The following is a 25,824-nucleotide window of genomic DNA, read 5'->3' as shown; positions in this document are numbered from 1 at the left end:
CGGATGGTAAATTTTTACCGCCTCAGACCGCCGAGAACACGATCTCTTCCGGTGTGGCGTGGATGGAGATCGTCATTCCGGCCTCCTGCGCCAGCAGCAGCGTGTAGTAAGGCTGCACCGCATGGGCGTCGATCGGCTCTTCCGGCGTCTTGCCGCTGTGCAGTTCAAGGAATTTCGGCGGAACCCGCAGCATCGGGCCGCGCGATGTCAGAACGAAGCGCGGTTCGGTTTCCGGCGTCTCCAAGGCAACATTCAGCGTGCCGCCGCGCGGCAGGGCCGCATTGGCGATCAGCACGAGATTGAGCAGCAGCTTGACCTTGTTCTTGGGCAGCAGGACGCGATTGCCGGTCCAGGTGAACTCGGCTTTCTCGCCCTTCATATATTCGTTGGCCACGTTCTGGGCATCGCCGGTATCGATCTGGACGCCGGCTGACCCGGCGGCACCGAAGGCAATGCGCGCAAACTGCAGACGGGCCGAGGCGCTGCGCGCGCTCGATTTGATGAGGTTCATCGCATCTTCGTCAGCGCCGCCTTCTTCCAGAAGTTCCAGCCCGTTGTTGATCGCGCCCACCGGCGAAATGATGTCGTGGCAGATGCGGCTGCTCAGGAGGGCTCCGAGGTCCGTTGCCGAGAGAATTACGGGCAATGTCATGAGAGAAACTCCTAAGGATTTGGCTGACGGTTGGAATCTGCGTATTGGGGTTATGCCGAATCAGATGTTCATGCCGAATCACTCTGATGGCTGCTGCATTTGGATACATAGCTCGGTCCGGATCGGCAAGAACGACGTCAACGATACCGGTAGATGCTGAATTCCTTATCTTTTTCCCGTCCCCGGCAAGCCATTGAAATGCCAAGATCGATTCATAAACTTTTATACAAGGTTTAGACCTTTAAATGGTGCTTCAATTACAAGGCGAACACAAGATTCGCATCTGGCGTCGGACAAAGAAGCGAACAGCCAAAAGGAATTATGATGGCGTCTCTATTCTTGTCTATGAACCGTTTTTTTCTCCTGATCCTGACAATGGTGTCACTGGTTGTCGCACAGCCGCATGCGGCCAATGCAGCGCAGGACCAGTTCTCCATGGACGAGATCGTCAATTCGGGGCAGAGATTCTTCGGATCGACGTCCGGTGGTTTGGCATCGGCGGTCGAGAAGATTTTCCAGAGCTACGGTCTGCCGAACGGCTATATCCTGGGTGAAGAGGGATCGGGCGCCATCATCGGGGGCCTCACCTATGGCGAGGGCACGCTTTATACAAAAAATGCCGGGGATCACAAAAGTTTCTGGCAGGGTCCATCGATCGGATGGGACTTCGGCGGCCAGGGTTCCCGTGTCATGATGCTCGTCTATAATCTCGATGATATACAAAATCTCTATGGCCGCTTTGTCGGCGTCGCAGGTTCAGCCTATCTCTTCGCAGGTGTCGGCTTCAATGTGCTCAAACGCAATCAGGTCTTGCTGGTCCCGATACGCACCGGCGTTGGCGCGCGGCTCGGCGTGAATGTCGGTTATCTCAAGATCACCCAGTCTCCGACCTGGAACCCGTTTTGATCTTTCTCCTTTGCTGACGTTTGGGCAAGACGCGGAAGCCGTTCCGCGTCTTTGCCATTTGATGCCGGACCGGCATTGTGCCAGATTTGAAGCAGAGGACGTTCCGCTCTATCCTCTGCGCGATCTTCCAACAGGACCCTTATCGTGATCCAGACCGCACTTTATCTCGCCCTCGGATTTTTGAGTGCCGTCCTGCTGGTGCTGATCTTCGCGCCTCCGGTCTGGCGCCGCGCCATGCTGCTGACACGCAGGCGCGTCGAAGCGGAAACACCGCTGACGCTCAACGAAATCCAGGCGCAGCGCGACGGTCTGCGGGCAGAGCACGCCGTGAGTGAGCGCAAGCTGGAAATGACCCTTGCGGGCATCAAGGAGAAATCGGCGCAGCAACTGCTGACGTTCAGCGAGAAGGAGCGGCAGGTCCGCCTGCTCTCGGCCGATCTCGCCGCACGGGATGCAACCATCGCTGAATTGCAGGCATCCCTTGCGCAACGCGACCAGGCACTGGAAAAATCGGCGGGGGAACTTGGCGGTACCGTGCAAACCCTCGAGCAGCGTTCGGCAGAGCTTGAACTTCTGCATCGCCGCCTGAACAGCACGGAGACGAAAGCCGACAGCCTGCAGATCGATGTGGCGGCACAGACCACCCGTATCGAGAACCTTTCGGACGAGCTGAAGGACGCACGCCGGGCCAAGCGGGACAGCGAAGAACAGAAACACAAGCTGGAAACCGAGCTCAAGGCATTGCAGCATTCGCTCGAACAGGAAACAAAGCGCGGCAATAGCGCGGAAACACGGGCAAGCGAACTGGTGACGAAATTATCGGACAACGAGGCCAAGCTTTTGCGGCGGGAAAAGGAAGTCGAGCGCCTCAACGAGCGGCTGCGCAGCATCATCGCCGAGGGCCGCAAGCAGGGCGTTGCTGCTGACCAAGCGCCGCGCGGCAAGCAGGCGCTTGTGCAGGCGGAGGAAAGCAAACGGTTGCGCGAGGAGATGAATGCGCTGGCGTCCCAGGTGGTCGCCATGGTTGCCCGGCTCGAAGGGCCGTCCTCCCAGGTGAACAAGCTCCTGGCAACCGCGGGCGGTGACGTATCGGCGGCCTATGACGAGAACGGCGAGGCAATCGTCAGCCTGGCTGATCGCATCCGCGCGCTGCAAAAGGCAGCTTCTCCGGTGGAATCAAATACCGGAGAACCGGCTAAACCGTGACAGCGCTATGCCTGAGGCCGTGGCCACGTTCAGGCTGTCAAATGTTTCGGACATCGGGATTCTGATCGTCTTCAGCGTCTGCATCAGGGCTTTCGGCAGGCCCTCGCCCTCGGTTCCCAGCAGCAGCGCCGTGCGCGATCCCGGTTGTGCGGCATAGAGACTTTCCGTGCCGGATGGGCTGAGCGCGTAAATGTCGAATCTGGCCCGCTGCAATTTGGCGACGAGATCGTCGATCGAGCCCTCCCGCGCGAACGGAACCTTCAGCGCGGCACCCACCGAGACGCGGATCGCCTTGCGGTAGAGCGGATCGCAGCTGGTTTCGTCCATCAGGATGCAATCGGCTTCGAATGCCGCGGCATTGCGAAAGATCGATCCCATATTGTCATGGTTGGATATGCCGCACAGCACCACGGCAAGCGAGGCGGCCGGCAGGGCATCGATCAGCCGGTCGGCTGAACGGGGGGCGCTACGCCGGCCGACGGCAAGTATGCCGCGATGCATGGGAAAACCGGCAATCGCATCCATGACGGCGCGCGATACGCAATAGACCGGCACGTCGTCCGGGCAGAGGGCTATCTGCTGCGCGAGGCCGGCAAGCCGGTTTTCCAGGACCAGAAGCGACTCGACCGCGAACGCCGCATTGGCAAGCAGCACGTTGAGCACAACCTTGCCCTCGGCAATGAAACGGCCTTCCCGCCCAACCAGATCGCGCTCGCGGACGTTGCGATAGGGGCCGAGCCGCCCGTCGTCGGCGTCATCGATGCGCGTGATGCGGTGTTCCAGCCAGGCTTCATCCTGTCGCGGCATCGTGTCAGACCGTTTCGCCTGCGGAGGCCAGGCCTGTCCGCGCTTCACCGGCCATGCGCACCAGGCTCATATGCATGTCCCTGGCCGAGGTCAGCGGTGCCGGAAACCAGATGCGCTGGACATCGTCGCCATCGGCGATATCGAAACCATCGGCGTCAATTCCGGTCATGCGCCAGTTGCCTGCGGGAGCTTTGGCAAAGAAGCGGGCGTAGAGCGATATGGCGTTGGCATGATCGGCGTTCATGTGCTCGACCGCGGATTTTTCCGCCGCCGCCAGCTCGGCGTTGGCGGGATTGCTGGTGAGCAAATCCTCGGCGGTCAAGTGATAAGCCTTGCCGAAGCCGCCATTGAGGCTGGCACCCGTGGGCTCCAGCCGGAAGAAACGGAAATCACCCAATCCGGCATAGAGCTTTGCCTTGGGCTGGTGCGAGAGGTAGCGCCATTCAATACGGGCGTGTTCCGCCGCGTCGCGGGCAATTTCCCTTGCCAGGGCAAACACGGTCAGGCGCGGATGGGCAAGAGGATCGCCCTTGCCGGTCTCGCCGGCAAGCAGGGAGCAGCGCGGATCGGCGAGCAGGGCGGGGGTGTGGGCGGAGAGGGCGGAGACCAGAATGACCGGCGTTCCATCATGGTCGGTGGAGAGGCCGACGCGGGTGGCGATCGGACCGCCTGTCGCGGGATCGAGCGTCGCGATGACGGCATGGCGCGCCTTGCGAATCAATGTCTGCGCCAGCCTGACGGCTTCGGCATCGGTCTCGCGCAGTACCTCTTTCTTCTGGGTCACAGCTCATCCCTCGCATTGCTGGTCTCGTGGTGCTGGGCGAGAGATAAGGACTTGGCGGGTGCCCGGCAAGCCATTTTCACGGGGGAGGAACTAAGCGGCGATGGACCGGTTATCGTTGAGGCCTACATCGTTCATGCAATCGGCAAGCAGGTCGAGATCGACCGGTCCGATCGTGCACAGCACGGGCGCAAACTCCTCGGCCGGTACCTCAAGCGCCATCAACTCGACGAGCGCTTCCATCAGTGCTTCACGCGTGTCATACCTTGCGGAATAGTGGGGCATGATTCTGTCTTTCGAGCCGGATCAGTTGCGTAAACCTTACTTCAAATACGGTAAACAAATTCTTAATTTTGCCATTTTTAGAAATTTTTTGCTTCTTTTGTGAATAAAATAACGTCATGATTTCAAACAGATGGTAGATTGTGATCACCCATTAGCTATATCTGCCATTGTTTGGCCCCAAATGACCTCAATCTGTGGGCAACTTCACCAGCAGGAAAAACAGCGATGAGAATTGCTTCGTGATCGGCGCAAGGAAGTGGAAAACCCCCTCGATTGTGGGTGTCATTGCCGCCATTGGCCTCGTCAGTGGGTGTACCACACAGAATGCCCAGCATGCCGGTAAGGTGAAGGCAAATCTGACAAGCAGCAACACGACCGTCTCCAAGACGTCGACCTATGCCTATACGCCGAAGGACAAGGAATGCCTGGAACGGGCAATGTTCTTCGAGTCCAACCGCTCGAGCAAGGATGGCCTGCTCGCGGTGGGTACCGTGGTGATGAACCGTCTCGATTCCGGTAAATATGCCAATACGATTTGCGGCGTGGTGGGCGAGAAGGGGCAGTTTGCTCCCGGCGTTCTTTCGCGGCCCATGCAGTCGGCGGCGCTTCCGGACGTACAGCAGGCGGCGGATGCCGTGCTCAAGGGCCAGCGCCATCCCAAGGTCAAGGAAGCGATGTTCTTCCACACGGCCGGTCTGCGTTTCCCCTATCGCAACATGCACTATACGGTTGTTGCCGGTGGTAACGCTTTCTACGAGAAGCGCGACAGGTACAATTCGCCGGATCTGGGCAACAAGGTTGCCAGTGTTGCCATTGCGAATGCCTATATCGCCAGCATGAAAAATACCAACCCGGCGTCGGTCAACAACATCATGGTTGCCAGCGCGCAGCCGACGATGACAACCGCGACATCCGGGCGTGTGACCAACCAGCCTTTCGCCGTGGCGCAGGCACAGCCAGCGCATGCGGCGGCTCCGCAGCAGCTTGCTTTTGCCAATGTCGCCGTGCCGGTTGATCCGCCCGCACCGGCCATGGTTTTCACGGCGCCCGCACAGGCACCGGCAAAGACGGCAGCCATCCCGCAGAATGCGGAGCAGGCGGTGCTTGCTTTTGAAGCGCCGAAGAGCAAGTCCGTCGATGCCATCGGGCAGATGCTGCTCGCGCAGGACCGTCCGGGCTTCACAAACTAGACAGGCATGGAATTTGGCTCCGGCGTCGCCCAGGCGGCGCCGGTCCCGATTCGTCTACGGCACGAGATAGTGCTGTGCCCACTCGCTGTGGGGAACCATCTGTCCAATCGCATATTGAAACGTCAGCACGGTCATGTGATCGGGCGAGGTCGTGCACGTATAGGAGAGGTGGTACCATTCACCCTTGCTGCGGAAGGCTGCACCGGTGGACTGGATCTTGTCGCCGGTCACCAGGGGCTCCTTGAAGGCATAGGCGACGAGTTCGTCGGGCACCAGCTTGACCGGATCGTGGTGGATACGCTCCATGGCTTCGAGATCGCAGCGCTGTTCCAGCCGGGTCTCGGGACTCAATCCTTCCAGCTCTTCGGCCTCGGTTGAATCCATGGCTCTGGCTGAGCCCATAATGGCTGCCGTCGCCAAAAGCATGGCCAGAACTGATTTCATCGATGCCGGGCTCTCCGAAAATGGGCAGAAGGACAATGGTCCGTGTCCGGATGCATGGCCGGTTCCGACCCTAATGTCTCCCGGATTGGGACCAAATTATGAAAGACTCTACGTCCGCTTCCGGGCGGCGGGCTTCTTGTCGCCATTGGCTTCGATATAGGCATAGATATAGGCAAATGACGGCAGGGCGGTGTTGGACGGCTCGACAAGACCGGCCACGCTGCCCAGCGAGGCGGCATAATTGTTGCAGTTGTAACCGAACATCGTCCACTTCGGCGGGTTGGCCAGATTGGTGCGTACCTTGCCGAGAAGGCTCTGATACTGCGCTTCCGTCAGTGAAACGCGATAGGCCGCGCCCGTGGCGAAATGGCAGTCGGCATAACTGGGCTTCAGTTCCGCGGGCATCGGAATGAGGGCGCCGCCATAAAGGCCCAGCAGGCTGCCCTTGGGAAAGAGGCCGTTATACTGGCGCGTGACGGGATTGCCATTGGCATCGAGCCTGCCGAAAACCACATACATGTGGCCGCTTGGAATGCCGGGCGACAGGCGCTGGCGGAATTCGATATAGGCCGGATCACCGGGCCTGGTCCGGTTGGCGGTCAGCTTCACCGCTGATCCGCTGACGCTGCCATGGGCGGCGCAGGTCAGTTCCGGCATCTCCGCCGCATAGGCCGATGGGGTAACGGACACGCTGGCTGGCAGGGTCGACTGGCAGGCCGCGAGGGAGAGGGCAAAGGCCGGCGCGAGGAACATCTTGAACGAGGTTGATGCGTTTGAAACGGTGTTCAGCAAGATAATTCTCTTTTCAATCCTGTGATGGCTTTGCCGCGGAAAACGGCACAGCTTTCAATAGACCAATGGCAATACGCGCCATGTTCTGGCGCGATATTGGCGATACTCTTCCCCGAAGGCCTCTTCCATCATCTGTTCCTCCGCCCCAATTCTGGAGAAGAACAGGAAACCGAACCCCGCCAGACCCGATAGACCGGCGATATAATTGGGCAAAAGCAAGGCCTGGGTCAATGCCATGAGCCAGAAGGCCGTGTACATGGGATGCCGCAGGCGTTTGTAGATGCCCGTGGTAATAAGTTTGTGATCCTGCTTCAGTTGCAGGGAGACCGACCACATCTGCCCCAAGGCCTTGTGCGTGAGCCGGAACAGCAGCAGCGCGGCAATGCCGGTCAGGATACCAAGGGTGAAAAGGACGGGGCTTGGCGTATAGGATGCGAATCCCGGCTGGCCGGTGGCGGCATAGACGGCCGGAATGATGCCAAGACCGGCCAGCGATATGGCAAGCCGCAGCGTGTCGGCGCCCTTGCGGCGGTCGACGGTCAGTTTCGCGCGGCGCGCGCGCCTGTCGAACGGGCGGCGCAAGAGATACCAGGCGACGATAAGAACGACCCACAGGGCCTTTCCGGCAACGGCAAGTGACATCATATGGTGGCAGTTTCGGCTATTTTCATGGGTGAGGAGGACTGGGCAGCGCATTCGCATGGCAGCCCGCCGCGTGCGGCGACATCGGCAAAGCTTTCCGGTCCGCAGAGTATCGCGTGCCAGGAATAGGCCGAGCGCTTTTCGACGCCATAGACAAATTGCCGGTGCACGCGGAAGAAATTCCGCCGAATGGACTTGTAGGTTTCATCGCATAACTGGCTGCGGAAGCGGACCTTGACCAGAACGGGCGATTCCGCGTTCGCGATGTTCAGATCACGGACGGGATTGGATTTGTAGAAATTCATCGGGTCTGTCAGCGATTGCGCGTCGACCCAGATGGCGCGGCTGCGCGCGACGGTTTCAACGCTTGCCCGCAGGGCTTTGGCGGCCGGATGCAATGCCAGTTTGAGCAGGCTTGAACCCACGGTAAGCAGGCCATAGCGCCGGGAATCATTCTGCTGCAGGGCAGCATCGAGAATATGCAGGGCGCAGATCGCACCCATGCTGTGGGCGGCAACGACAACCTCGGTCGCTGGTGCCGCCTGACTGATCCGGGCTGCGGCATCGCTGATGACCTGATGCAGTTTTGCCGTGATGTCGGGGCGGCGGTTGCGTGCCATGTCACGCGCGAATGTCCAGTCATCCATGATCAGCAGGAAGTGCATCTTTTGTGCCGCCACGACCAGCAGAACCAGGGCCGTCGCCAGGCCGACGGCAACGGCAACCGCCGCCTGCTGCGTCAACCCCAGGGCAATGCGACCGGTGCCGTAGGACAGCGCCACAATGGCACCCATGATGACGAGCGGATAAAGGAAGAAAAGCGCATAGCGCCAACTTGTCGACAGGAAGCGAAAGAACGTGCCGCTGACAATGAAATCGATCAATGCGGCGATGCCGCTGAGAACGCGAATGGCAGGGTTGCGCGCGGCGTAGAAATGGTTGATGTCACCGAGGCCGTAGAGGACAAAATCAGTTCTTGCGGACCAGTTCGCACCGGCGGTTGCAAGCGTGAACTCTCCCACGCTGACGCCGCCTTCCGCGGACGATACCTTCAACGCGCCGTCCTCCTGCAACGACATGTCATAAACAGGCGCTGTCTTGGCTGCCTCCCGCAGGAAGCGCCGATGATGGGCCTCGACCGGCATATGTTCAAAGCCTGGCAAGAGAACGACCAGGCGATTGATAACGGACATCTGCCACCTTTCCAGGTTCCGATTGCGACGGTGTCAGCGCTCTCAACTCAATCGAGCCAAGAAGGAATTTAGATGACCGACGTTAACAGAACGTCGTCAAAGGCAAAGAGTTGCAATGGTTGGTACCATGGCAGCTTTTTGGCGTATTCGCCTTCAACCTGAACCTGTCCAATCGCTGTTATTTAGGGGCCATGCGTATCGCGCCGTCAAGGCGAATCGTTTCACCGTTCAGCATGGGGTTGTCGATGATATGCAGGGCCAGGGCCGCATATTCCTCGGGTTTGCCGAGGCGGGAAGGGAAGGGAATGGAGGCTGCCAGCGAATCCTGGACCTCCTGCGGCATGGCCAAAAGCATGGGCGTGCCGAATATGCCGGGTGCAATGGCCATGACCCTGATGCCGAAACGCGCCAGTTCGCGGGCAGCGGGCAATGTCAGGCCGGCGATGCCTGCCTTCGAGGAAGCATAGGCCGCCTGGCCGATCTGGCCATCGAAGGCGGCAACCGAGGCGGTTGAAATGATCACGCCGCGCTCACCCGTATCCAGCGGCTCGAGCTTGGCGGCCGCGTCGCTGACCAGCCGCAGCATATTGAACGAACCGATGAGATTGACCTCGATGACCCGGCGGTACAATTCCAGATCATGCGGACCGTCGCGGCCGACAATCCGCCCGGCATTGGCAATGCCTGCGCAGTTTACCAGAATCCGTGCGGTGCCAAGCTTGTTTGCGACATGGGCAACGGCACGCTGGGCATCGTCCGCACTGGATACGTTGCAGGCCACGGCCAGGCCGCCAATGTCATCGGCGACTTTTTGCGCTGCATCAATATTGATGTCGAAAAGGGCAACTTTAGCGCCTTTCTCTGCCAGCGCGCGCGCTGTCGCGGCACCCAGACCCGATCCGCCACCCGTAACAATCGCTGTTTGGCCCTGAACGTTCACAATGCATCTCCTCACTGATTTTCATGCGTTCTGGCACGAGTTTGGGTCCTGATCCAGTCGTTATTTATGATCGGAGCTGGGGGGAAACATGTTCTGGCCGGGATTGTGCAGATATAAAAACGCTGCTTCGCAAAAGTCCCATGCGTCACATTTAGTGAATTTCGCTATTTTTGTGACTTTGTTAAAAAATTTCCCCAGAATCTTCGTTTCTTCATGAGATGGCAGGTTGACTGCGAATAAATCTGCTTGCATTGCGACATTGCAAAGGCTTCCATGCAATCTCGGTTGCGGGCATGGGGGCCGGCAACACAAAAAACCTCTGAAGGTGGAAAAATGAAGACCTACAAGAAACTCCTTGCGGCGACAGCGCTTGCAATGTTGACGGGTGGGCTGATGGCAGGTGGAGCCTCGGCTAAATCTCTCGTGTACTGCTCTGAAGCTGCTCCCGGCGGTTTCGACCCTGCACTTTATACCGGCGGTGAAACGCTTGATGCGACTGGCCAGGCTGTTTTCAATCCATTGGTTGAATTCACGCCCGGTACATCGACGGTTCGCCCGGCGCTCGCAGAAAGCTGGAAGATCTCGGATGACGGCCTTGAATACACGTTCAAGATCCGCAAGGGCGTCAAGTTCCAGACCACGAGCTATTTCACACCAAGCCGTGAGCTGAATGCCGACGACGTGGTTTTCTCCTTCGAACGTCAGAAGGAAGGCAGCAAGTGGGCCAAATATGTCGAAGGCGCGACCTACGAATATTTTGAAAGCATGGACTTCCCCAAGCTGATCAAGGAAGTCAAGAAAGTGGACGATCTGACAGTCAAGATCGTGCTGAACAAGCCAAGCGCCCCGATGCTCGCAGGCCTTGCGATGGACTTCTCGTCGATCGTTTCGAAGGAATATGCCGACAAGCTCATGGCTGACGGCACACCGCAGAAATTCAACGAACAGCCGGTCGGTACCGGTCCTTTCCAGTTCGTTGACTATCAGCTCAACACGGCGATCCGCTACCAAGCCAACCCGACCTATTGGAAGGGCAAGGTCAACGTCGACAACCTGATCTTCGCGGTTACACCTGATGCGGCCGTTCGCGTGCAGAAGCTGAAGGCCGGCGAATGCAACCTGACGATCTATCCGGATCCGGCCGATGTTGATGGCCTGAAGGCCGACAAGAACCTGACCGTTATCCAGGAAAGCGGCCTGAACGTTGCTTATCTGGGTTACAACACCACCCAGGCACCTTTCGACAAGCCGGAAGTGCGCAAGGCGCTCAACATGGCCATCGACAAGAAGGCAATCGTTGATGCCGTCTACCTCGGCCAGGCCAAGCCGGCGATCAACCCGATCCCGCCGACAATGTGGTCCTACAACAAGTCGATCAAGGATGACGAATACAATCCTGAAGCGGCAAAGAAGGCCTTGGAAAAGGCTGGCGTGAAGGATCTTTCCATGAAGATCTGGGCGATGCCGGTTGTGCGTCCCTACATGCCGAACGGCCGCCGTACGGCTGAACTGCTGCAGTCCGACTTTGCCAAGGTCGGCGTAAAGGTCGAGATCGTCAGCTATGACTGGCAGGAATACCTGAAGCGCGCTTCCGATCCGAAGCATGACGGTGCGGTCATTCTCGGCTGGACCGGTGACAATGGCGATCCGGACAACTTCCTTGCCGTGCTGCTGTCGTGCCAGGCCGTCGGTCAGGCCAACCGTACCGCATGGTGCAACAAGGAGTTCACTGCACTGATCGACAAGGCTGCTGTGACTGCCGATCAGGCCGAACGCACCAAGCTGTATGAAGAAGCCCAGGTTATCTTCAAGCGCGAAGCTCCATGGGGCACGCTTGCTCACTCGCTCGTAACGACAGCCATGACCAAGAACGTGACCGGCTATGTAGCCAGCCCGTTCGGCGTTCATAACTTCGCTTACGTCGACGTCACCGAGTAATTTACTCCTCGCGGTACCGGCTTCGGCCGGTACCGCCTTTTATTGGGTTACCATGTTCCGATACATCGCTTCACGAGTGCTGCTGCTGATTCCGACCTTTATCGGCATCAGCTTTGTGGCTTTTATGTTCATCCGCCTGCTGCCTGGCGATCCTGTCATTGCGCTCGCAGGCGAGCGCGGCATGACGCCGGAGCGTCACCAGATGCTGCTTGAGCAGTTTGGCTTCAACAGACCGATCTGGGAGCAGTATTTTTCGTTCCTGTGGAATATTTTCCATGGAGATTTCGGCACGTCGATCGCCAGCAAACGCGCGGTCCTTGCCGATTTCCTGACCCTGTTCCCGGCGACGCTTGAGCTCAGCATCTGTGCGATGCTGTTTGCTGTCATCATTGGCATTCCCGCCGGTATTTTCGCCGCCGTCAAGCGCGGTTCGATCTTCGATCAGTTGAGTATGGGGATCGCATTGGTTGGCTATTCCATGCCGATTTTCTGGTGGGGCATCCTGCTGATCATCCTGTTCGCCGGTATTCTGCACTGGACGCCGGTGTCGGGCCGCATGGATCTGATCTATTTCTTCAAGTCCACAACCGGCTTCATGCTGATTGACAGTCTCATTTCGGGGCCGAAGGGTGCGTTCAAATCCGCATTCTCGCATCTGATCCTGCCGACGATCGTGCTTGGAACCATCCCGCTCGCGGTCATCGCCCGCCAGACACGTTCCGCGATGCTGGAAGTGCTGGGCGAGGATTATGTGCGCACGGCACGGGCCAAGGGTCTCGCGCCGAAGCGGGTCATCGGCATCCATGCCCTGCGCAATGCCATGATCCCCGTCATCACGACGATCGGCCTGCAGATGGGCCTGCTGATGGCCGGCGCCATCCTGACGGAGACGATCTTCTCCTGGCCAGGCATCGGCAAGTGGATGATCGACGCCATCGCGAAACGCGATTACGTCGTCGTTCAAGGCGGCCTGATGCTGGTCGCGCTGATCGTCATGACCGTCAATTTGATTGTCGATCTGCTCTATGCGGTCGTCAACCCGCGTATCCGCGTAAAGTGAGGAACTGTGACTAACGAAGTTTCCCCTCCCGCACCGCTTGCTGCCGCCCCGAAAGAGGGCCGCATGGGCAGGTTTGCAGAATTCTGGTTCTATTTCAGCGTCAACAAAGGCGCTGTCATAGGGCTTGCCACCCTGATTTTTCTGGTCCTCGTTGCCATTCTCGGACCGTTCATTGCGCCGCATGCGCCCTATGAGCAATATCGCGAAGCACTGCTGACGCCACCGGCCTGGCAGGAGGGCGGCAATCCGTCATTCCTCCTGGGAACCGATGCTGTTGGCCGCGATCTGCTGTCCCGCCTGATCTATGGCGCGCGCTTCTCGCTGTTCATCGGTTTGATTGTCGTGGCCATTTCCATGGTCACCGGCGTCATCCTCGGTGTTCTCGCCGGCTATTTCCGCGGCTGGGTCGATGCGCTGATCATGCGCATCATGGATATCATTCTTGCCTTTCCGCCACTGTTGCTGGCGCTGGTGCTCGTTGCCATCCTGGGACCGGGCCTGTTCAACGCGATGATCGCCATTGCGCTGGTTCTGCAGCCGCACTTTGCGCGTCTGACGCGCGCGGCGGTGATGAGTGAAAAGAACCGCGAATATGTGATTGCCGCCAAGCTTGCCGGTGCGGGCCACATACGGTTGATGTTCAAGACGATTCTGCCGAACTGTCTGGCGCCGCTGATCGTGCAGGGCACGCTGTCCTTCTCGAATGCCATCCTTGAAGCGGCGGCTCTGGGCTTCCTCGGCATGGGTGCGCAGCCGCCCACACCGGAATGGGGCACCATGCTGGCAGAGGCACGCGAATTCATCCTGCGCGCCTGGTGGGTGGTCACATTCCCCGGTCTTGCCATCCTGATCACCGTGCTTGCGATCAATCTCGTTGGCGACGGTCTGCGCGATGCCCTCGATCCCAAACTGAAGAGGAGCTGAGATCATGGCGCTGCTTGAAATCAAGAATCTCTCAGTTGGATTCGACACGAGCTCGGGTCAGTTCATGGCCGTGCAGGGGATCGACCTGCACGTCGATGCCCGCGAAGTGCTGGCCATTGTCGGCGAGTCCGGCTCCGGCAAGTCGGTTGCCATGCTTGCTGTCATGGGGCTGCTGCCGAACACGGCTACTGTCACGGCGGACAAGATGGTCTTCAACGGCCACGACATGCTGACGATGACGACCAAACAGCGGCGGCAGATCGTCGGCCGCGATGTGGCGATGATCTTTCAGGAACCCATGGCAAGCCTCAATCCGTGCTTCACAGTTGGCTTCCAGCTGGAAGAAGTTCTGCGTTTCCATATGAAAATGGATGCCAGGACCCGGCGCACGCGGGCGATCGAACTGCTGAAGCAGGTCGGTATTCCGACGCCAGAGGAACGGCTGAACTCGTTCCCGCACCAGATGTCCGGCGGTCAGTGCCAGCGCGTCATGATTGCCATCGCCATCGCCTGCAATCCGAAGCTGCTGATTGCCGACGAACCGACGACGGCGCTCGACGTGACCATCCAGAAGCAGATTCTCGATCTGCTGGTCAGCCTGCAGGCCAAGCATGGCATGGGGCTGATCATGATCACCCATGACATGGGCGTTGTCGCGGAAACGGCCGACCGGGTGATCGTCCAGTACAAGGGCCGCAAGATGGAGGAAGCCGACGTGCTGTCTCTGTTTGAAACACCCAAGAGCCCCTATACGCGCGCCCTTCTTTCCGCCTTGCCGGAAAACGCGACGGGTGACCGTCTGTCCACGGTCGCAGACTTCATGAAGAACGAAGCCGCCAACGCAGGAGCAGCAACATGAGCGAGATCGTTCTTGAAGGGCGCAACATTGTCCGCGATTACCACGTCAGCGGCGGCCTGTTCGGCAAGCCGAAGACGGTGCGCGCGGTCAAGGGTGTCAGCTTCACGCTGGAAAAGGGCAAGACCCTTGCCATCGTCGGGGAAAGCGGCTGCGGAAAGTCGACGCTCGGCCGCATCCTGACCCTGATTGATCCGCAGTCGGAGGGAGAACTGCTGATCGATGGCAAGCCCATCAACATTGCCAAGGACAGGGTAACGCCGGAAATGCGCCGCAAGGTGCAGATCATTTTCCAGAACCCCTATGGCTCGCTCAACCCGCGCCAGAAGATCGGCGAGGTTCTGGGCGAACCGCTGCTGCTCAACACCAACAAGACGGCGGCGGAGCGGCGGGAACTCGCCATGCAGATGCTGGTGAAAGTCGGCCTGGGTCCGGAGCATTACAACCGCTATCCGCACATGTTCTCCGGCGGCCAGCGCCAGCGTATCGCCATTGCCCGTGCATTGATGCTGAGCCCGAGCCTGCTTGTGCTCGATGAGCCGGTCTCCGCGCTTGACCTTTCGGTGCAGGCGCAGGTGCTCAACCTGCTGGCTGATCTTCAGGACGAATTCAACCTGACCTATGTGTTCATCAGCCATGACCTCTCGGTCGTGCGCTACATCGCCGACGAGGTGATGGTGATGTATTACGGTGAAGTGGTTGAGTACGGCACGCGCGACGAGGTGTTTTCGAACCCGCAGCACAGCTATACCAAGACGCTGTTTGCGGCGACGCCGAAATCCGATGTCGCCAGCATCCGCGCCCGTCTGGAGAAGAAAAAAGCCGCCGCTTGATTTTAGCGCGCGGTTCGTCCGTTAATGGCGCAGATGCTGTGCGTGCCGAACCACGCACAGCAGCAATGGCAGGGAGAAATGCTATGAGCGGACGTCAGCCGATTGCAACTGCCCCGAAGGACGGCAGCAAGGTCCAGGTTTTCTGGAAAGACGAGGACGGGCAGGAAAACGAATCCCTGGCGCAGTACCGGTCGCTGGACCGCCTGAAGGCGACCGGCGGCCAGTGGGATGAAACCGATGCGGGCTGGTGGATCTTCACCGATTCAAACACGCAGAAGAAAGTCACGCCGCATGCATGGCAACCGGCCGGCAAAAGCGGCGATGACGATGAGGACGGCGACGACAAGTAGACTTGTCGAAGCTTCAAGCTGCCGCTGAAATCTCGAAATCGACGTGGATTTTGTCGTAAGGGAAGATCACCTTGCCATTTCCGGTCTTGGTGATGACCCCAGCGTTCAGAAGCAGCGTCACATCAGCATGAACGCCCTTGAAATCGCGCTCAACCCGGCGCGCGATTTCGCGGATGCTCAAAGGGCCTGCTCCAGCCATCACCTTTACAATCTCCAATCGCTTCGGTGACAGAATTTTGTGCATGACCTCCCAGGTGACAAAACTGAACTGGGGTGTCGTCTCGGCCTCACCTGTTTTCCAGGCGATCTCAACGTCATCGAGGACGGACGCCAGCGTCTGAACCTTAAAGGTGATTGTTTTCATGGAGCCATCTTTCGACATCGTCTTTAAAATCCGCCAGAAGCGCTTCTATCGTCGAAAACGCGTAGGGAAGTTCCGTTTCTCCAATATGCCTGTGATTGCCTTCACCGGCCTCGTTGTCATACCGTAGCACGCAGATATTATTGGCAACCAAAGCGAAACGGTATTTGTAGCGGTGTGTGCTGCCTCTCAGAGGCTTTGGTACGAGCCAGACAACAAGGTCGGCAAATATGCCTTGATGAATGAAGACTCGCCGCGAGACGAGACTTTTCGCTCGTTCCATAAGTGTACCATCATCAAAAATCGATGTAAATCACACCATCGACAGGATGCATTTCATCGAATTCTAGTGATGTTTACACCTAATTTCTCTGATGCTTTAGTAGCCCCCGCACGATGTCGTCGGCGGAGATCATGCCGAGAATGGCGCCGTTCTCGACAATGCCGACATCGCCGCCATTTTTCGACACCGCCTGCATGATCTGACGCACGGGGGTGGCCAGACGTGCCGTTGCGGCGAAGGGGCGGTTGGCGGGCCGGCTGCGGTCCAGCGGCACCATGATGTCGCCGGCGGTCAGCACACCCAGCGGATTCATGTTGGCGACGAAGTCGGCGACATAGTCATCGGCCGGGTTGAGCAGGATGTCCTGCGCCGTGCCGCACTGAATGATGCGGCCGCCTTCCATGATGGCGATGCGGTTGCCGATCTTCATCGCTTCGTCGAGATCGTGGCTGACGAAAACGATGGTCTTCTTCAGCCGTTCCTGCAGGCTGAGCAGTTCATCCTGCAGACGGGTGCGAATGAGCGGATCGAGCGCCGAAAACGGCTCGTCCATCAGCAGGATCGGTGCGCCGGTGGCGAAGGCGCGGGCAAGACCGACACGCTGCTGCATGCCGCCGGAAAGCTCGCTGACCTTGCGCTTGGCCCAGTCCTTGAGATTGACCAGCGCCAATTGCTGTTCCACGGCTTCGGCGCGCTCTTCCTTGGATACGCCCGACAGTTCGAGGCCGAAGCCGACATTTTCCTCGACCGTGCGCCAGGGCAAAAGGCCGAACTGCTGGAAAACCATGGAGACGAGATGCTTGCGCAGATCGCGCAGCGTATTCTTGTCCGCTTTGCCGACATCGACGGATCGGCCGCCGTGATGCACGACGACGGACCCGCGCGAAATCGGGTTGAGGCGGTTGATGGCGCGCAGAAGCGTGGATTTGCCTGAGCCGGACAGGCCCATGAGCACCAGGATTTCGCCTTCGGCAATGGTGATCGAGCAATTGTGGACGCCGAGCACATGGCCGGTTTCCGCCTGGATGTCCGACCGGCTCTTGCCCTGGTCGGCAAGCGCCAATGCGCTGTCCGTCTTCTTGCCGAAAATGATGCAGACGTTTTCGAGGGTGATCGCGGTCATTCACCAGGCTCCTTGCCGGGACGGAAGATACGGTCAAGCACGATGGCGACGACCACGATGACAAGCCCGGCTTCGAAACCCAGCGCCGTGTTGACGGAATTGAGCGCACGAACAACCGGAACGCCGAGCCCGTCGGCACCGACCAGGGCGGCAATGACCACCATGGACAGGGACAGCATGATGGTCTGGGTCAGGCCCGCCAGAATTTGCGGCATGGCGTAGGGCAGCTCGATTTTCCACAGAAGCTGGCGCGACGACGCGCCGAAGGCTTCGCCCGCCTCGACCAGATGCTGCGGGGTGGAGGACACGCCGAGATGCGTCAGCCGGATCGGGGCAGGGAGAACGAAGATCGCCGTTGCGATCAGGCCGGGAACCATGCCGATACCGAAGAACACGATGGCCGGGATGAGATAGACGAAGGTCGGCAATGTCTGCATCAGATCGAGGACAGGCCGGATCGCCGCGTAGAACCGGGGGCGATGGGCTGCGATGATGCCGACGGGGACACCGATGCCCATGCACAGGATGCAGGAGGAGAGCACCAGCGTCAGCGTCTCCATTGTTTCCTTCCAGTAGCCCTGATTGAGGATGAACAGGAAGCCGAACAGGGTGAGCAGGGTCACGGCAATCGAGCGGCGGAGTGCATAGGCAACCGCGGAAAAGATGGCGACCATGATCAGCGGGTGCGGGTATTTCAGGACGAACATGAGGCCGTCGATGAACGACTGCATGACGAAGGCGAGCCCATCGAAAAACCCGGCGAAATTGTTCGTGAGCCAGTCGACGACGGCCTTTGCCGTCTTGCCTACCGGAATCTTGTCTTGTGTCAGCCAGTCCAAGCGAAAATTCCTCTGTCGGTTGCAGTATCAGGCGAAAGAATCGCCCGGTGCGTGCACCGGGCGACAATATCGGCAGGCCTTAAAGACCGAGCGACTTCTTGACGGCTGGCAGACCGTCCTTGCCATCAACCGTCGTCACGCCGGCAAGCCAGGTGTCGAGAATGGCAGGATTGGCCTTCAGCCATTCGGAGGCTGCCTTCGGGCCGTCTTCACCATCGTCGAGAATCTTGCCCATGATCTCATTCTCCATTTTCAGGTCGAACTTGAGATTGGCCAGAAGTTTGCCAACATTCGGGCATTCGGTCGTATAGCCGGCGCGAACATTGGTATGAACGGTTGCACCGCCGAAGTCGGGGCCGAAGAAATCATCGCCGCCGGAAAGGTACTGAATCTTGAAGTTGGTGTTCATCGGATGCGGCGCCCAGCCGAGGAAGACGATGGGCCCTTTGGTCTTTGTCTGCTTGGCAACCTGCGCCAGCATTCCCTGCTCGGATGATTCGGCAACCTCGAAGCCCTTCAGGCCGAAGGCGTTCTTGGCGATCATGTCGAGGATCAGGCGGTTGCCGTCATTGCCCGGCTCGATACCATAGATCTTGCCGCCGAGATCGTCCTTGAACGTGATGATATCCTTGAAGTCTTTCAGGCCCTTGTCATAGAGGTACTGCGGCACGGCCAGTGTATATTTTGCGCCGGTGAGGTTCACGCCGAGATCTTCAACCGTCTTGTTGTCGAGATAGGGCTTGAGGTCGGCGGCCATGCTGGGTGTCCAGTTGCCGAGGAATACGTCGATGTCCTTCTTGCCAAGGGACGCATAGGTCACGGGAACCGACAGGACCTTCGTATCGGTGGAATAACCCAGTCCCTTGAGCACGGCGCTGGCCGCTGCCGTGGTCGAGGTAATGTCGGTCCAGCCGACATCGGCGAATCGAACGGCCTTGCAACTCGCGGGTTCCGCGGCGAAGGCGGTGCCGGCGGTCAGCGTGAGAGCCAGTGAAATGGTCAGTTTGGTCAACATTTTCATCGATTGTTCTCCCTCTCCGGTTTTCTACCGGCTGTTAAGGGCATGAACCAAGCACCAATTTCGCAGGGGTTCAAGCATAGCCGCGCATAAATCCGGTCAATTCGCGACAGTTGTTGATATTCCGGCAAAAGTTGCACCCTCTGCACGGGAGAGGCTTCAAGCCTGGCCTCAACTCTGATTAAACGCCCTTATGGCAAAACTCTATTTCAGCTACTCCACGATGAACGCCGGCAAGTCCACCATGCTGCTGCAGGCATCCTACAATTACCAGGAACGCGGCATGCGGACGATGATGTTCACGGCTGCGCATTATGCGGAAAACGGCGTCGGCGTCATATCTTCACGCCTCGGCGTGACGGCGGCCGCCGAGCTTTACCGTGACGAGGACAATCTTTTCGACCGGATTGCATCGGCGCATGGCGCGAATGCACTAAGCTGTGTTTTCGTGGATGAGGCGCAGTTCCTCACCCGGGACCAGGTCTGGCAACTGGCACGCGTTGCCGACCGGCTGCATCTGCCCGTGATGTGTTTCGGGCTTCGCACGGACTTTCAGGGCAAGCTCTTTCCCGGTTCGGCCGAATTGCTGGCTATCGCCGATACGCTGCGGGAGATCAGGACCATCTGTCATTGCGGCTCGAAGGCGACCATGGTGGTCCGGCACGATTCGACGGGCAAGGCGATCACTGAAGGAGACCAGGTATCCATCGAAAAATCCGTGTATGTCTCGCTTTGCCGCAAGCATTGGGAAGAAGAAACCGGGCGGATTGTTTCGGACCAATAGAGCTTGTTCCGGCCTAATACAGCCTGTCATTTTTCTATAGGCTTTTTTTCGTTAAATGCCGTGTCTATATTCGAACGGCAGATATATTTATGATTTTATCTTGGGCATCTAGGGGAGACACCAATGGCGAGCTTGCAGAGCTTTGATACCGAGATCGAAAAGACCCGGAACATGGTCAATGAGATGCGGACGAAAATTGACCAGTCCAGCGTCGTTCTCGACAAGTTCGCCAAGGCGGATGCTGCGATCGGAAATCCTGACTTCGATATCGAAAATGCCCGCATCGACGATGTCCTGCGTCAGCAGAAAGTCATGGAAGGCAATATTGCCGACCTGATCATCGGTCTGGAAGACGCGACCAATGTGTTCGGTTCCGAATTTGAAAGCATGAAAAGCTATTCCGGCTGGGAAAAGCTGGTCGGCGTTTTCTCCAAGGACAAGATGCAGCGCCTGCGGACGGATCGCGTGCGCAACATGTCTCTGGCCGGCAATCTGCAGGAACTGCTGTCGAAGTCCGACCGGATCGTTGGCATTCTCAAAGAGCAGAAGACCATCCTCGATGCGCGCTACAAGACGTCGGAAGCCAGCCTTTCCAACGTGATCGAGCGTCGCAAGACGGCAGTGGCGACACTCGAAGCCACGCAGAAGCGCATCGAAGAGCTGAACCCGCTGCTGCTCGACATTGAAAACCGGATTGCCGCCTCCACCGATCAGGGCACCCGTGCCACGCTGGAAGGCGACCGCTCGAAACTGGCGACGGAATACAATGAGCGCCAGGCGAAGGAGCAGGAGCTCCTGGCGGAAAGCCAGACGCTGGAACGCTATACCTCGATGTTCCAGACATTCGTCGATTCGCTCAACAACCAGATCGCTGCGCAGAGCACGCTGATCAACAAGCTGTCGATCGATACGGAACAGCGCATCGTTCTCTACAAGGCGCTGGAAGATTCCTTGAAGACGGCGGCCCAGCAGGACGTGGCCCACAAGATCAATACCCTTGGCAGCCGGGTCGATACGGCGGCGGAAGAGACGATGGCCGGTGTCGGGGCCGCGGCGCAGAAACACATTGGCGACCTGCTCGAGATGCACGAGAAGAACATGGTCAGTACCCAGGATATCCAGCGCCGCAAGAAGCTCGCCGACGATGCATTCTCGCGCCGTTTCTCGGAAGTCCTGAAGAAACACAATTCCGCTGACTACGTGCAGAATTAATGGCCGGGAATGCTGATCTGACCGCCGCCGAACGCTATTTCGGTGCGATCCGTGCTGCACTGGACGGGCTGGATATCTTTCTCAACAACCAGCAGTCGCCGCTCTACAAGCACGATCTGGTTGCGCAGACCGTATCGGAATATCTGCGGCGGCTGGAAGCCTCCTTCGAATGCTGGCGCAACCGGATCGGTTTCACCGACCGGTTCCAGATTTCGCGTGCCGAAAGCGGCTTTCCGGTTTTCCAGAATGTGCTGGAACTGGAAAACGACAAGCGGGACACCAGGGCCCGGCTGGCAGCCATTCCGCCAGCGGCCGCGCTGCGCAATGAAATGGCCGATTTCATCCTGCGGCACCGCGCATTTCCGCGCGATCTGCAGAAATCGATGGCGGAGCGGATTTATCTGGAAAGGGTCGAGCAGGGAGAGGTTTTCTCGCCTTTCATCCTGCCGGTGACCATCCGCGTTTCGGTCAATCCGAAGACCATGCGTCCGCTCTACGTGGTGCACTGGGGCGCCTTTGACGGCGCTTCCAACCTGCCGCTGATCTATATGGCGATCATCGAGGATTCGTCGCAAGGCCTCGTGGAAACCCTTGTGGGCAAGGATGGCAAGCTTAATCCCGGCGTGCGGATACCGCTGCCCGTCGGCGGCCTGCTCAATCCGGAGCTGGCACGGCGCTTTGACGATTTCGCTGCCAAGAATTCGGCCTATTCGCTGTCGCCGATCACGATTGCGACAAGCCTCGACACGGATTTTCCGGAACTCCACCCCAAGCAGTTGCGGCGCGTGGTTCTCGGGCCGTTCTACACGACGGGTATCACCGAACATAACCAGAAGGTTGCCGATGTCCTGGAACGCGTGCGCAAGCCGGAAGATGCCTGGCTTCTGACATGGACCATGCAGGAGGTTTTCTCCAAGGCGGAACGGCCGGGCAAGCGCGGGCTCTGGTCTTCGGAGCCGTCGCGCGAGGAGTTCTACATCAATACGGATGATCTGGAGGCGGCCCGGCAAGGCGTCAGCAGCTACGAACAGCATGCGCTGGTGCCGCACGAGGCCTATCAGGCGCTCTATGCTTCGGGTGAGGCCAGCCGCATTTTCAGCGGGTTCAAAACCCATATCCTGTCCAACGGCCAGGTCATCAGCGACATTTAGGGGAGCACGATCATGGATGTCGGTTTGACCACCATCGACGAGAAGGACATCGCCAAGCATCTGCCGGTGGCGCAGGCCATGGTGACGCGTTTTGTCGTGCTGGAATCGGGCGATGCGAAATCCGGGACCGAGCTTGCCGGTACCGGGCGGCGGTTCGTCTCGACAGTTTCGACCGGCGGTCTGCGCTCAACGCGTGAAGTGGACCTGACCAGGACGATCCAGGCCGTGCGTCCCGATGACCAGATGCTGTCCATTGCCCAGCACACCCTGTTGTTCCGGGTGCGCCGTGGCGTGGCAGTGGCATTGGCCGTTGCCGATGTTTTTGGCCGCCAGAGCGATCTGGAGAACCTTCTGGCGCGCAACGCCTCGGCGCCTCTGCAGGGGGAGGATGCCAGCCATTTCAAGAAGCTTTTGTCCGCCGCCGCCTATGTCTCGGCTTTTGCGCTCGCTGCCTACCTCTCGCAGCTGATCGAAGCGGATAGCCAGGCCGCCAATGACGTGACGGTTCCGGAATTCAATTTCGATACGGCGCAGGATGCACTGAAATCGATCGTCGGCGGTCTGGACAGGGCCATTGCCGGTGCTGCCGATGAACAGACCATGCTGGCGCGGGCGAAAGCCTATGCTGCTGCGGCCATTGAAGGCCTGCTGCAGCGCAAGGGGCGTTTTGACGGGCTTGGCAGCTTTGAAGACACGCATCTGCGTCTTGATAGCGACGATTTCACGCTTGACGGCTTCGATGTGGCGCCGGGCAAGAAACGCACGCCCTTGGTGATGACCTTCAAAAAGCCTGGTGAAGTCATCGGCAATCACATTGCCAAATATCAGGCGCTGAAGCTGTCAAAGATGCTGATGGCCTATGATTTCGACCGGCAGCTCAACCCGTTTGTTGAACTTGGCGGCTTTCTGTTCACATTCATCGGCGACGGCGCGCCGGGGACGGGGAAGACGACGCTGATCCAGATGATTGCCGGTCTCGTCAACGATTACTGCCAGGTGGCGGGCTATGCCTTCCATTACGAGAATTTCGGCGTCGACCAGATTTCCTCCTATCAGGGAAAATCCGGACAGAACTGCCGGCAATTCGTCAACAACGTGCTCAATCCGCGCGTGATCGGCTTCGGCACCATCGATGATATCGATCAGGTTGCCGCGCGGCGTTCCGATGACCGGGCGTCTGCCGGCCAGCAGGAAATCACCGGCGTGCTGATGGAAGCGTTTGCGGGCGCATCCACCGTGGTGCGCGGCAACTGCGCGTTCGGCATGTTCTCCAACTATCCGGAGAATGTCGACGATGCGCTGCGCCAGCGCGCCGGAGCGCGCTGGCTGGTGGACGGGCCGCAGACCCGCAACGATTACATCGATATCTTTGCGCTGCTCGCCGGCAAGAACCACAGGATTCCGCTCGGCGAACACAAGCTGTTCGAAGACCAGCAGATCGAACGCGCCGTGGATGCCGCCTATGAACAATTGTCGAAGCCGCAGGAAGACGGGCTGAAAGCGGTGTATGAGCGCTTCATTTCCGAGAACGGCGAGCCGGAAACGCTTGCCGATATCGGTACCTATCTGCACATGATCAAGGAACGCGAGCCGCGTTTCACCGGCCGCGCCATCAAGAACGTGACGGATGCGATCAAGATGCGCGCCATGGACATCGAACTGCCGGATGCATGGTTCGAAAAACCCGAGACCTTCATGCACAAGCCCTATGATGAGAAAAAGGCGATGGTGGAGGAACTGCGCAAGCCCTTCACCATGGAGATGGTGCTGCAGGAAACCAACCGGTATGCGGATTCGGAATTCCGCTATGCCGACAAGTCGGACGATGCCGCCGTGGAAAAGATCGTCCGTGATGCGCGCCTGCGCGAACGGGCGATCCGGGAAGTGGAAGCCCTGAAAGCGCGGGGGCAGTGGGACGCCTGATGGACCTTCTCTACGAAAACGAACTGATCTACGGGCGTTTGCTGACGATCGACCAGCCGCATCTGATCGAACGCTATAACCGGGCACTGACGGCTTTTGGCTTCAAGGCAACCGAACTCACGCGGTTCAATATTGACCGGACGGGATTCTCGCCGGAAATCGCCGCTGAGCTGAAGGACCCGTCCTATCTCGATCCCAATGGCGTCAACCGCCGCTTCATCATTCTGACGCCGGATCAGGCGACGCTGCCGGTGGTTCACACGCAGTTCTCCAACACGTCTCAGCTGATGTACGAGTTCTTCAGCAGCAATGCGCGGGCGATCAACGCGCTGACCATCAAGGATGTGATCTTCGGCGAGATCGAGGACAGTGTTTCCATCGTCAACGACATCGAGGATCTGCTGTCGATCAATCAGGTCGAGTTCCGCGTCCTTTCCGCTGAAAACGTCATGGGGCAGGCGGCGGAACTGCGTCTGCTGGTGGACCGGCTGCAGAACGAGCCGAACACCTGGCGCGACGACGATCTCATCAACCGGATGGTCGAACTTGCCAAGGTCACCGGCGATATCCGCGAGAATTCACTGGTGCCCGACAAGGTGGTGTTCCGCCACAGCGCCTTCTGGACCAGTCATTTCGGCGGCATCTATATCTTTGTCGATGACAATACGACAACGGTCATCGGCGATCCCGCCGCTCCCGGTTTCCGGCGCTCGCGCCCCTGGCAGGTCAATTACATCTCGATCAAGGACGCCGATCAGGTGTTCCAGTTTCTTGCCGCGACGGGGCGTATCGAGTTGCCGCGCGGCTCGTGGATCGAGCAGTCGGGCTATCTGGAAAACCGCGGCGAGATGATCATCCGCCATCTCATCCGGACGCTTGAACCGGAACGCAATCTGAGCGGTATCGATCGCATCTGGCTGCAGACCTGGATTCACGCCAATGCCAGTCTGATCAATCATGACGGGACGTGGCCGTTCCTGAACGCCGTGAAACGTGAAATTGCCCAGACAGGGCAGATCAACCTCTCCGAGATCGACCCGACGCGCCGTTTTCTGGTGGTGCGGGCGCTCCCAAGCCATTCCGATGCGTGGCTGGTCAATCAGCTGATCAGTGATTTTGTCCCGTGGGATTTCCTGTCGCGGTACATCTTCAACAAGCAGGGCTTCTACGCCGATTACGGCCGCTGGAACCCCGCCTTTCAGGAACACGTTGTCGATATACTCAAAACAACCTATTTGAAGGACAAGGAAGGGCTGCGGAAGCGGTTGTATGGGTTGGGGTAGGGAGCGCCAGGACGCTACTGGTCATGAATTGGTTGATGCATTGTCACT

The 25,824-nt window shown here is 58.6% G+C and carries 28 protein-coding genes; 14 read left to right on the top strand and 14 right to left on the bottom strand.

What is annotated here, in order from left to right; all coding sequences use genetic code 11:
• Positions 1–22: 22 nt before the first annotated feature.
• Positions 23–652, bottom strand: coding sequence for a histidine phosphotransferase ChpT (gene chpT, locus ACZ5FP_RS17155; RefSeq protein ID WP_223612525.1), 630 nt, complete (start codon positions 650–652; stop codon positions 23–25).
• Positions 653–997: 345 nt separating this feature from the next.
• On the opposite strand from chpT, the gene ACZ5FP_RS17150 reads away from it, so the two are divergent.
• Positions 998–1,558, top strand: coding sequence for a DUF1134 domain-containing protein (locus tag ACZ5FP_RS17150; protein WP_223613446.1), 561 nt, complete (start codon positions 998–1,000; stop codon positions 1,556–1,558).
• Between the two features lie 144 nt (positions 1,559–1,702).
• Positions 1,703–2,764, top strand: a complete 1,062-nt coding sequence (locus ACZ5FP_RS17145) for a hypothetical protein (RefSeq protein ID WP_464661380.1) — start codon at positions 1,703–1,705, stop codon at positions 2,762–2,764.
• Here the strand turns inward: ACZ5FP_RS17145 and ACZ5FP_RS17140 are convergent.
• The 3 genes from ACZ5FP_RS17140 to ACZ5FP_RS17130 form a co-directional block, all read right to left on the bottom strand.
• Positions 2,735–3,571: a TrmH family RNA methyltransferase gene (locus tag ACZ5FP_RS17140; RefSeq protein WP_464661379.1), complete on the bottom strand. Its 837-nt coding sequence runs from the start codon at positions 3,569–3,571 to the stop codon at positions 2,735–2,737. The genes ACZ5FP_RS17145 and ACZ5FP_RS17140 overlap by 30 nt on opposite strands.
• 4 nt (positions 3,572–3,575) lie before the next feature.
• Complete coding sequence (locus ACZ5FP_RS17135) at positions 3,576–4,355, bottom strand: HugZ family pyridoxamine 5'-phosphate oxidase (protein ID WP_464661378.1); 780 nt, start codon at positions 4,353–4,355, stop codon at positions 3,576–3,578.
• A 90-nt stretch (positions 4,356–4,445) separates the two neighbouring features.
• Positions 4,446–4,637: a hypothetical protein gene (locus tag ACZ5FP_RS17130; protein WP_223612529.1), complete on the bottom strand. Its 192-nt coding sequence runs from the start codon at positions 4,635–4,637 to the stop codon at positions 4,446–4,448.
• Positions 4,638–4,876: 239 nt separating this feature from the next.
• Here ACZ5FP_RS17130 and ACZ5FP_RS17125 point away from each other — a divergent pair, with 239 nt between their 5' ends.
• Entirely contained in the window at positions 4,877–5,827 is a 951-nt protein-coding gene (locus ACZ5FP_RS17125; RefSeq protein WP_464661377.1) for a cell wall hydrolase, read from the top strand.
• A 54-nt stretch (positions 5,828–5,881) separates the two neighbouring features.
• On the opposite strand, the gene ACZ5FP_RS17120 is transcribed toward ACZ5FP_RS17125, so the two are convergent.
• From ACZ5FP_RS17120 to ACZ5FP_RS17100, 5 genes are all read right to left on the bottom strand, one after another.
• Positions 5,882–6,271 carry a DUF930 domain-containing protein gene (locus tag ACZ5FP_RS17120; RefSeq protein ID WP_464661376.1) on the bottom strand — a complete coding sequence of 130 codons (390 nt, stop codon included), beginning with the start codon at positions 6,269–6,271 and terminating at the stop codon, positions 5,882–5,884.
• Positions 6,272–6,379: 108 nt separating this feature from the next.
• Positions 6,380–7,063: a hypothetical protein gene (locus ACZ5FP_RS17115; RefSeq protein WP_464661375.1), complete on the bottom strand. Its 684-nt coding sequence runs from the start codon at positions 7,061–7,063 to the stop codon at positions 6,380–6,382.
• A 54-nt stretch (positions 7,064–7,117) separates the two neighbouring features.
• Positions 7,118–7,708: a protein-S-isoprenylcysteine O-methyltransferase gene (locus tag ACZ5FP_RS17110; protein ID WP_464661374.1), complete on the bottom strand. Its 591-nt coding sequence runs from the start codon at positions 7,706–7,708 to the stop codon at positions 7,118–7,120.
• Complete coding sequence (locus ACZ5FP_RS17105; RefSeq protein WP_464661373.1) at positions 7,705–8,898, bottom strand: hypothetical protein; 1,194 nt, start codon at positions 8,896–8,898, stop codon at positions 7,705–7,707. Before ACZ5FP_RS17105 ends, ACZ5FP_RS17110 begins: the two co-directional genes overlap by 4 nt.
• Before the next feature lie 178 nt (positions 8,899–9,076).
• Complete coding sequence (locus ACZ5FP_RS17100) at positions 9,077–9,838, bottom strand: 3-hydroxyacyl-CoA dehydrogenase (protein WP_464661372.1); 762 nt, start codon at positions 9,836–9,838, stop codon at positions 9,077–9,079.
• Positions 9,839–10,171: 333 nt separating this feature from the next.
• Here ACZ5FP_RS17100 and ACZ5FP_RS17095 point away from each other — a divergent pair, with 333 nt between their 5' ends.
• The 6 genes from ACZ5FP_RS17095 to ACZ5FP_RS17070 all read left to right on the top strand — a co-directional run bounded on the left by ACZ5FP_RS17095 (position 10,172) and on the right by ACZ5FP_RS17070 (position 15,799).
• Positions 10,172–11,776, top strand: coding sequence for an ABC transporter substrate-binding protein (locus tag ACZ5FP_RS17095; protein WP_346307486.1), 1,605 nt, complete (start codon positions 10,172–10,174; stop codon positions 11,774–11,776).
• Positions 11,777–11,828: 52 nt separating this feature from the next.
• Positions 11,829–12,836: an ABC transporter permease subunit gene (locus ACZ5FP_RS17090; protein ID WP_403183956.1), complete on the top strand. Its 1,008-nt coding sequence runs from the start codon at positions 11,829–11,831 to the stop codon at positions 12,834–12,836.
• A gap of 63 nt (positions 12,837–12,899) precedes the next feature.
• Positions 12,900–13,760, top strand: a complete 861-nt coding sequence (locus ACZ5FP_RS17085) for an ABC transporter permease subunit (protein WP_346307484.1) — start codon at positions 12,900–12,902, stop codon at positions 13,758–13,760.
• Between the two features lie 4 nt (positions 13,761–13,764).
• A complete protein-coding gene (locus ACZ5FP_RS17080; RefSeq protein WP_288192664.1) occupies positions 13,765–14,619 on the top strand; it encodes an ABC transporter ATP-binding protein in 855 nt (284 codons plus the stop codon).
• The gene (locus ACZ5FP_RS17075) at positions 14,616–15,449 is read left to right on the top strand and encodes an ABC transporter ATP-binding protein (RefSeq protein ID WP_223612539.1); all 834 of its coding nucleotides are present in this window, start codon (positions 14,616–14,618) and stop codon (positions 15,447–15,449) included. Before ACZ5FP_RS17080 ends, ACZ5FP_RS17075 begins: the two co-directional genes overlap by 4 nt.
• 83 nt (positions 15,450–15,532) lie before the next feature.
• Positions 15,533–15,799: a hypothetical protein gene (locus ACZ5FP_RS17070; protein ID WP_288192665.1), complete on the top strand. Its 267-nt coding sequence runs from the start codon at positions 15,533–15,535 to the stop codon at positions 15,797–15,799.
• Positions 15,800–15,812: 13 nt separating this feature from the next.
• On the opposite strand, the gene ACZ5FP_RS17065 is transcribed toward ACZ5FP_RS17070, so the two are convergent.
• The 5 genes from ACZ5FP_RS17065 to ACZ5FP_RS17045 all read right to left on the bottom strand — a co-directional run bounded on the left by ACZ5FP_RS17065 (position 15,813) and on the right by ACZ5FP_RS17045 (position 19,426).
• A complete protein-coding gene (locus ACZ5FP_RS17065; protein WP_464661371.1) occupies positions 15,813–16,163 on the bottom strand; it encodes an HVO_A0114 family putative DNA-binding protein in 351 nt (116 codons plus the stop codon).
• Positions 16,144–16,443 (bottom strand): toxin-antitoxin system TumE family protein, encoded by a 300-nt coding sequence (locus ACZ5FP_RS17060; protein WP_464661370.1) that lies wholly within the window; start codon positions 16,441–16,443, stop codon positions 16,144–16,146. Before ACZ5FP_RS17060 ends, ACZ5FP_RS17065 begins: the two co-directional genes overlap by 20 nt.
• 79 nt (positions 16,444–16,522) lie before the next feature.
• On the bottom strand, positions 16,523–17,566 hold the full coding sequence (gene choV / locus ACZ5FP_RS17055; protein ID WP_346307482.1) for a choline ABC transporter ATP-binding protein: 1,044 nt from the start codon (positions 17,564–17,566) through the stop codon (positions 16,523–16,525).
• On the bottom strand, positions 17,563–18,405 hold the full coding sequence (choW, locus tag ACZ5FP_RS17050; RefSeq protein WP_105731991.1) for a choline ABC transporter permease subunit: 843 nt from the start codon (positions 18,403–18,405) through the stop codon (positions 17,563–17,565). The genes choV and choW overlap by 4 nt, the downstream gene beginning before the upstream one ends.
• 79 nt (positions 18,406–18,484) lie before the next feature.
• On the bottom strand, positions 18,485–19,426 hold the full coding sequence (locus ACZ5FP_RS17045; RefSeq protein WP_464661369.1) for a choline ABC transporter substrate-binding protein: 942 nt from the start codon (positions 19,424–19,426) through the stop codon (positions 18,485–18,487).
• 190 nt (positions 19,427–19,616) lie between these two features.
• On the opposite strand from ACZ5FP_RS17045, the gene ACZ5FP_RS17040 reads away from it, so the two are divergent.
• From ACZ5FP_RS17040 to ACZ5FP_RS17020, 5 genes are all read left to right on the top strand, one after another.
• Complete coding sequence (locus ACZ5FP_RS17040; RefSeq protein ID WP_223612543.1) at positions 19,617–20,207, top strand: thymidine kinase; 591 nt, start codon at positions 19,617–19,619, stop codon at positions 20,205–20,207.
• A gap of 123 nt (positions 20,208–20,330) precedes the next feature.
• Complete coding sequence (locus tag ACZ5FP_RS17035; RefSeq protein WP_223612544.1) at positions 20,331–21,419, top strand: hypothetical protein; 1,089 nt, start codon at positions 20,331–20,333, stop codon at positions 21,417–21,419.
• Complete coding sequence (locus ACZ5FP_RS17030; RefSeq protein ID WP_464661368.1) at positions 21,419–22,570, top strand: hypothetical protein; 1,152 nt, start codon at positions 21,419–21,421, stop codon at positions 22,568–22,570. Before ACZ5FP_RS17035 ends, ACZ5FP_RS17030 begins: the two co-directional genes overlap by 1 nt.
• A 12-nt stretch (positions 22,571–22,582) precedes the next feature.
• Positions 22,583–24,493, top strand: coding sequence for an AAA family ATPase (locus tag ACZ5FP_RS17025; protein ID WP_464661367.1), 1,911 nt, complete (start codon positions 22,583–22,585; stop codon positions 24,491–24,493).
• Positions 24,493–25,776 carry a DUF6638 family protein gene (locus ACZ5FP_RS17020; RefSeq protein WP_464661366.1) on the top strand — a complete coding sequence of 428 codons (1,284 nt, stop codon included), beginning with the start codon at positions 24,493–24,495 and terminating at the stop codon, positions 25,774–25,776. The genes ACZ5FP_RS17025 and ACZ5FP_RS17020 overlap by 1 nt, the downstream gene beginning before the upstream one ends.
• The last annotated feature ends 48 nt before the right edge of the window (positions 25,777–25,824 follow it).

The organism is Phyllobacterium sp. T2-21 (assembly GCF_055378485.1).
Note: the sequence above shows the minus strand (reverse complement) of the source record. Positions and strands in the feature narration are given on the sequence as shown.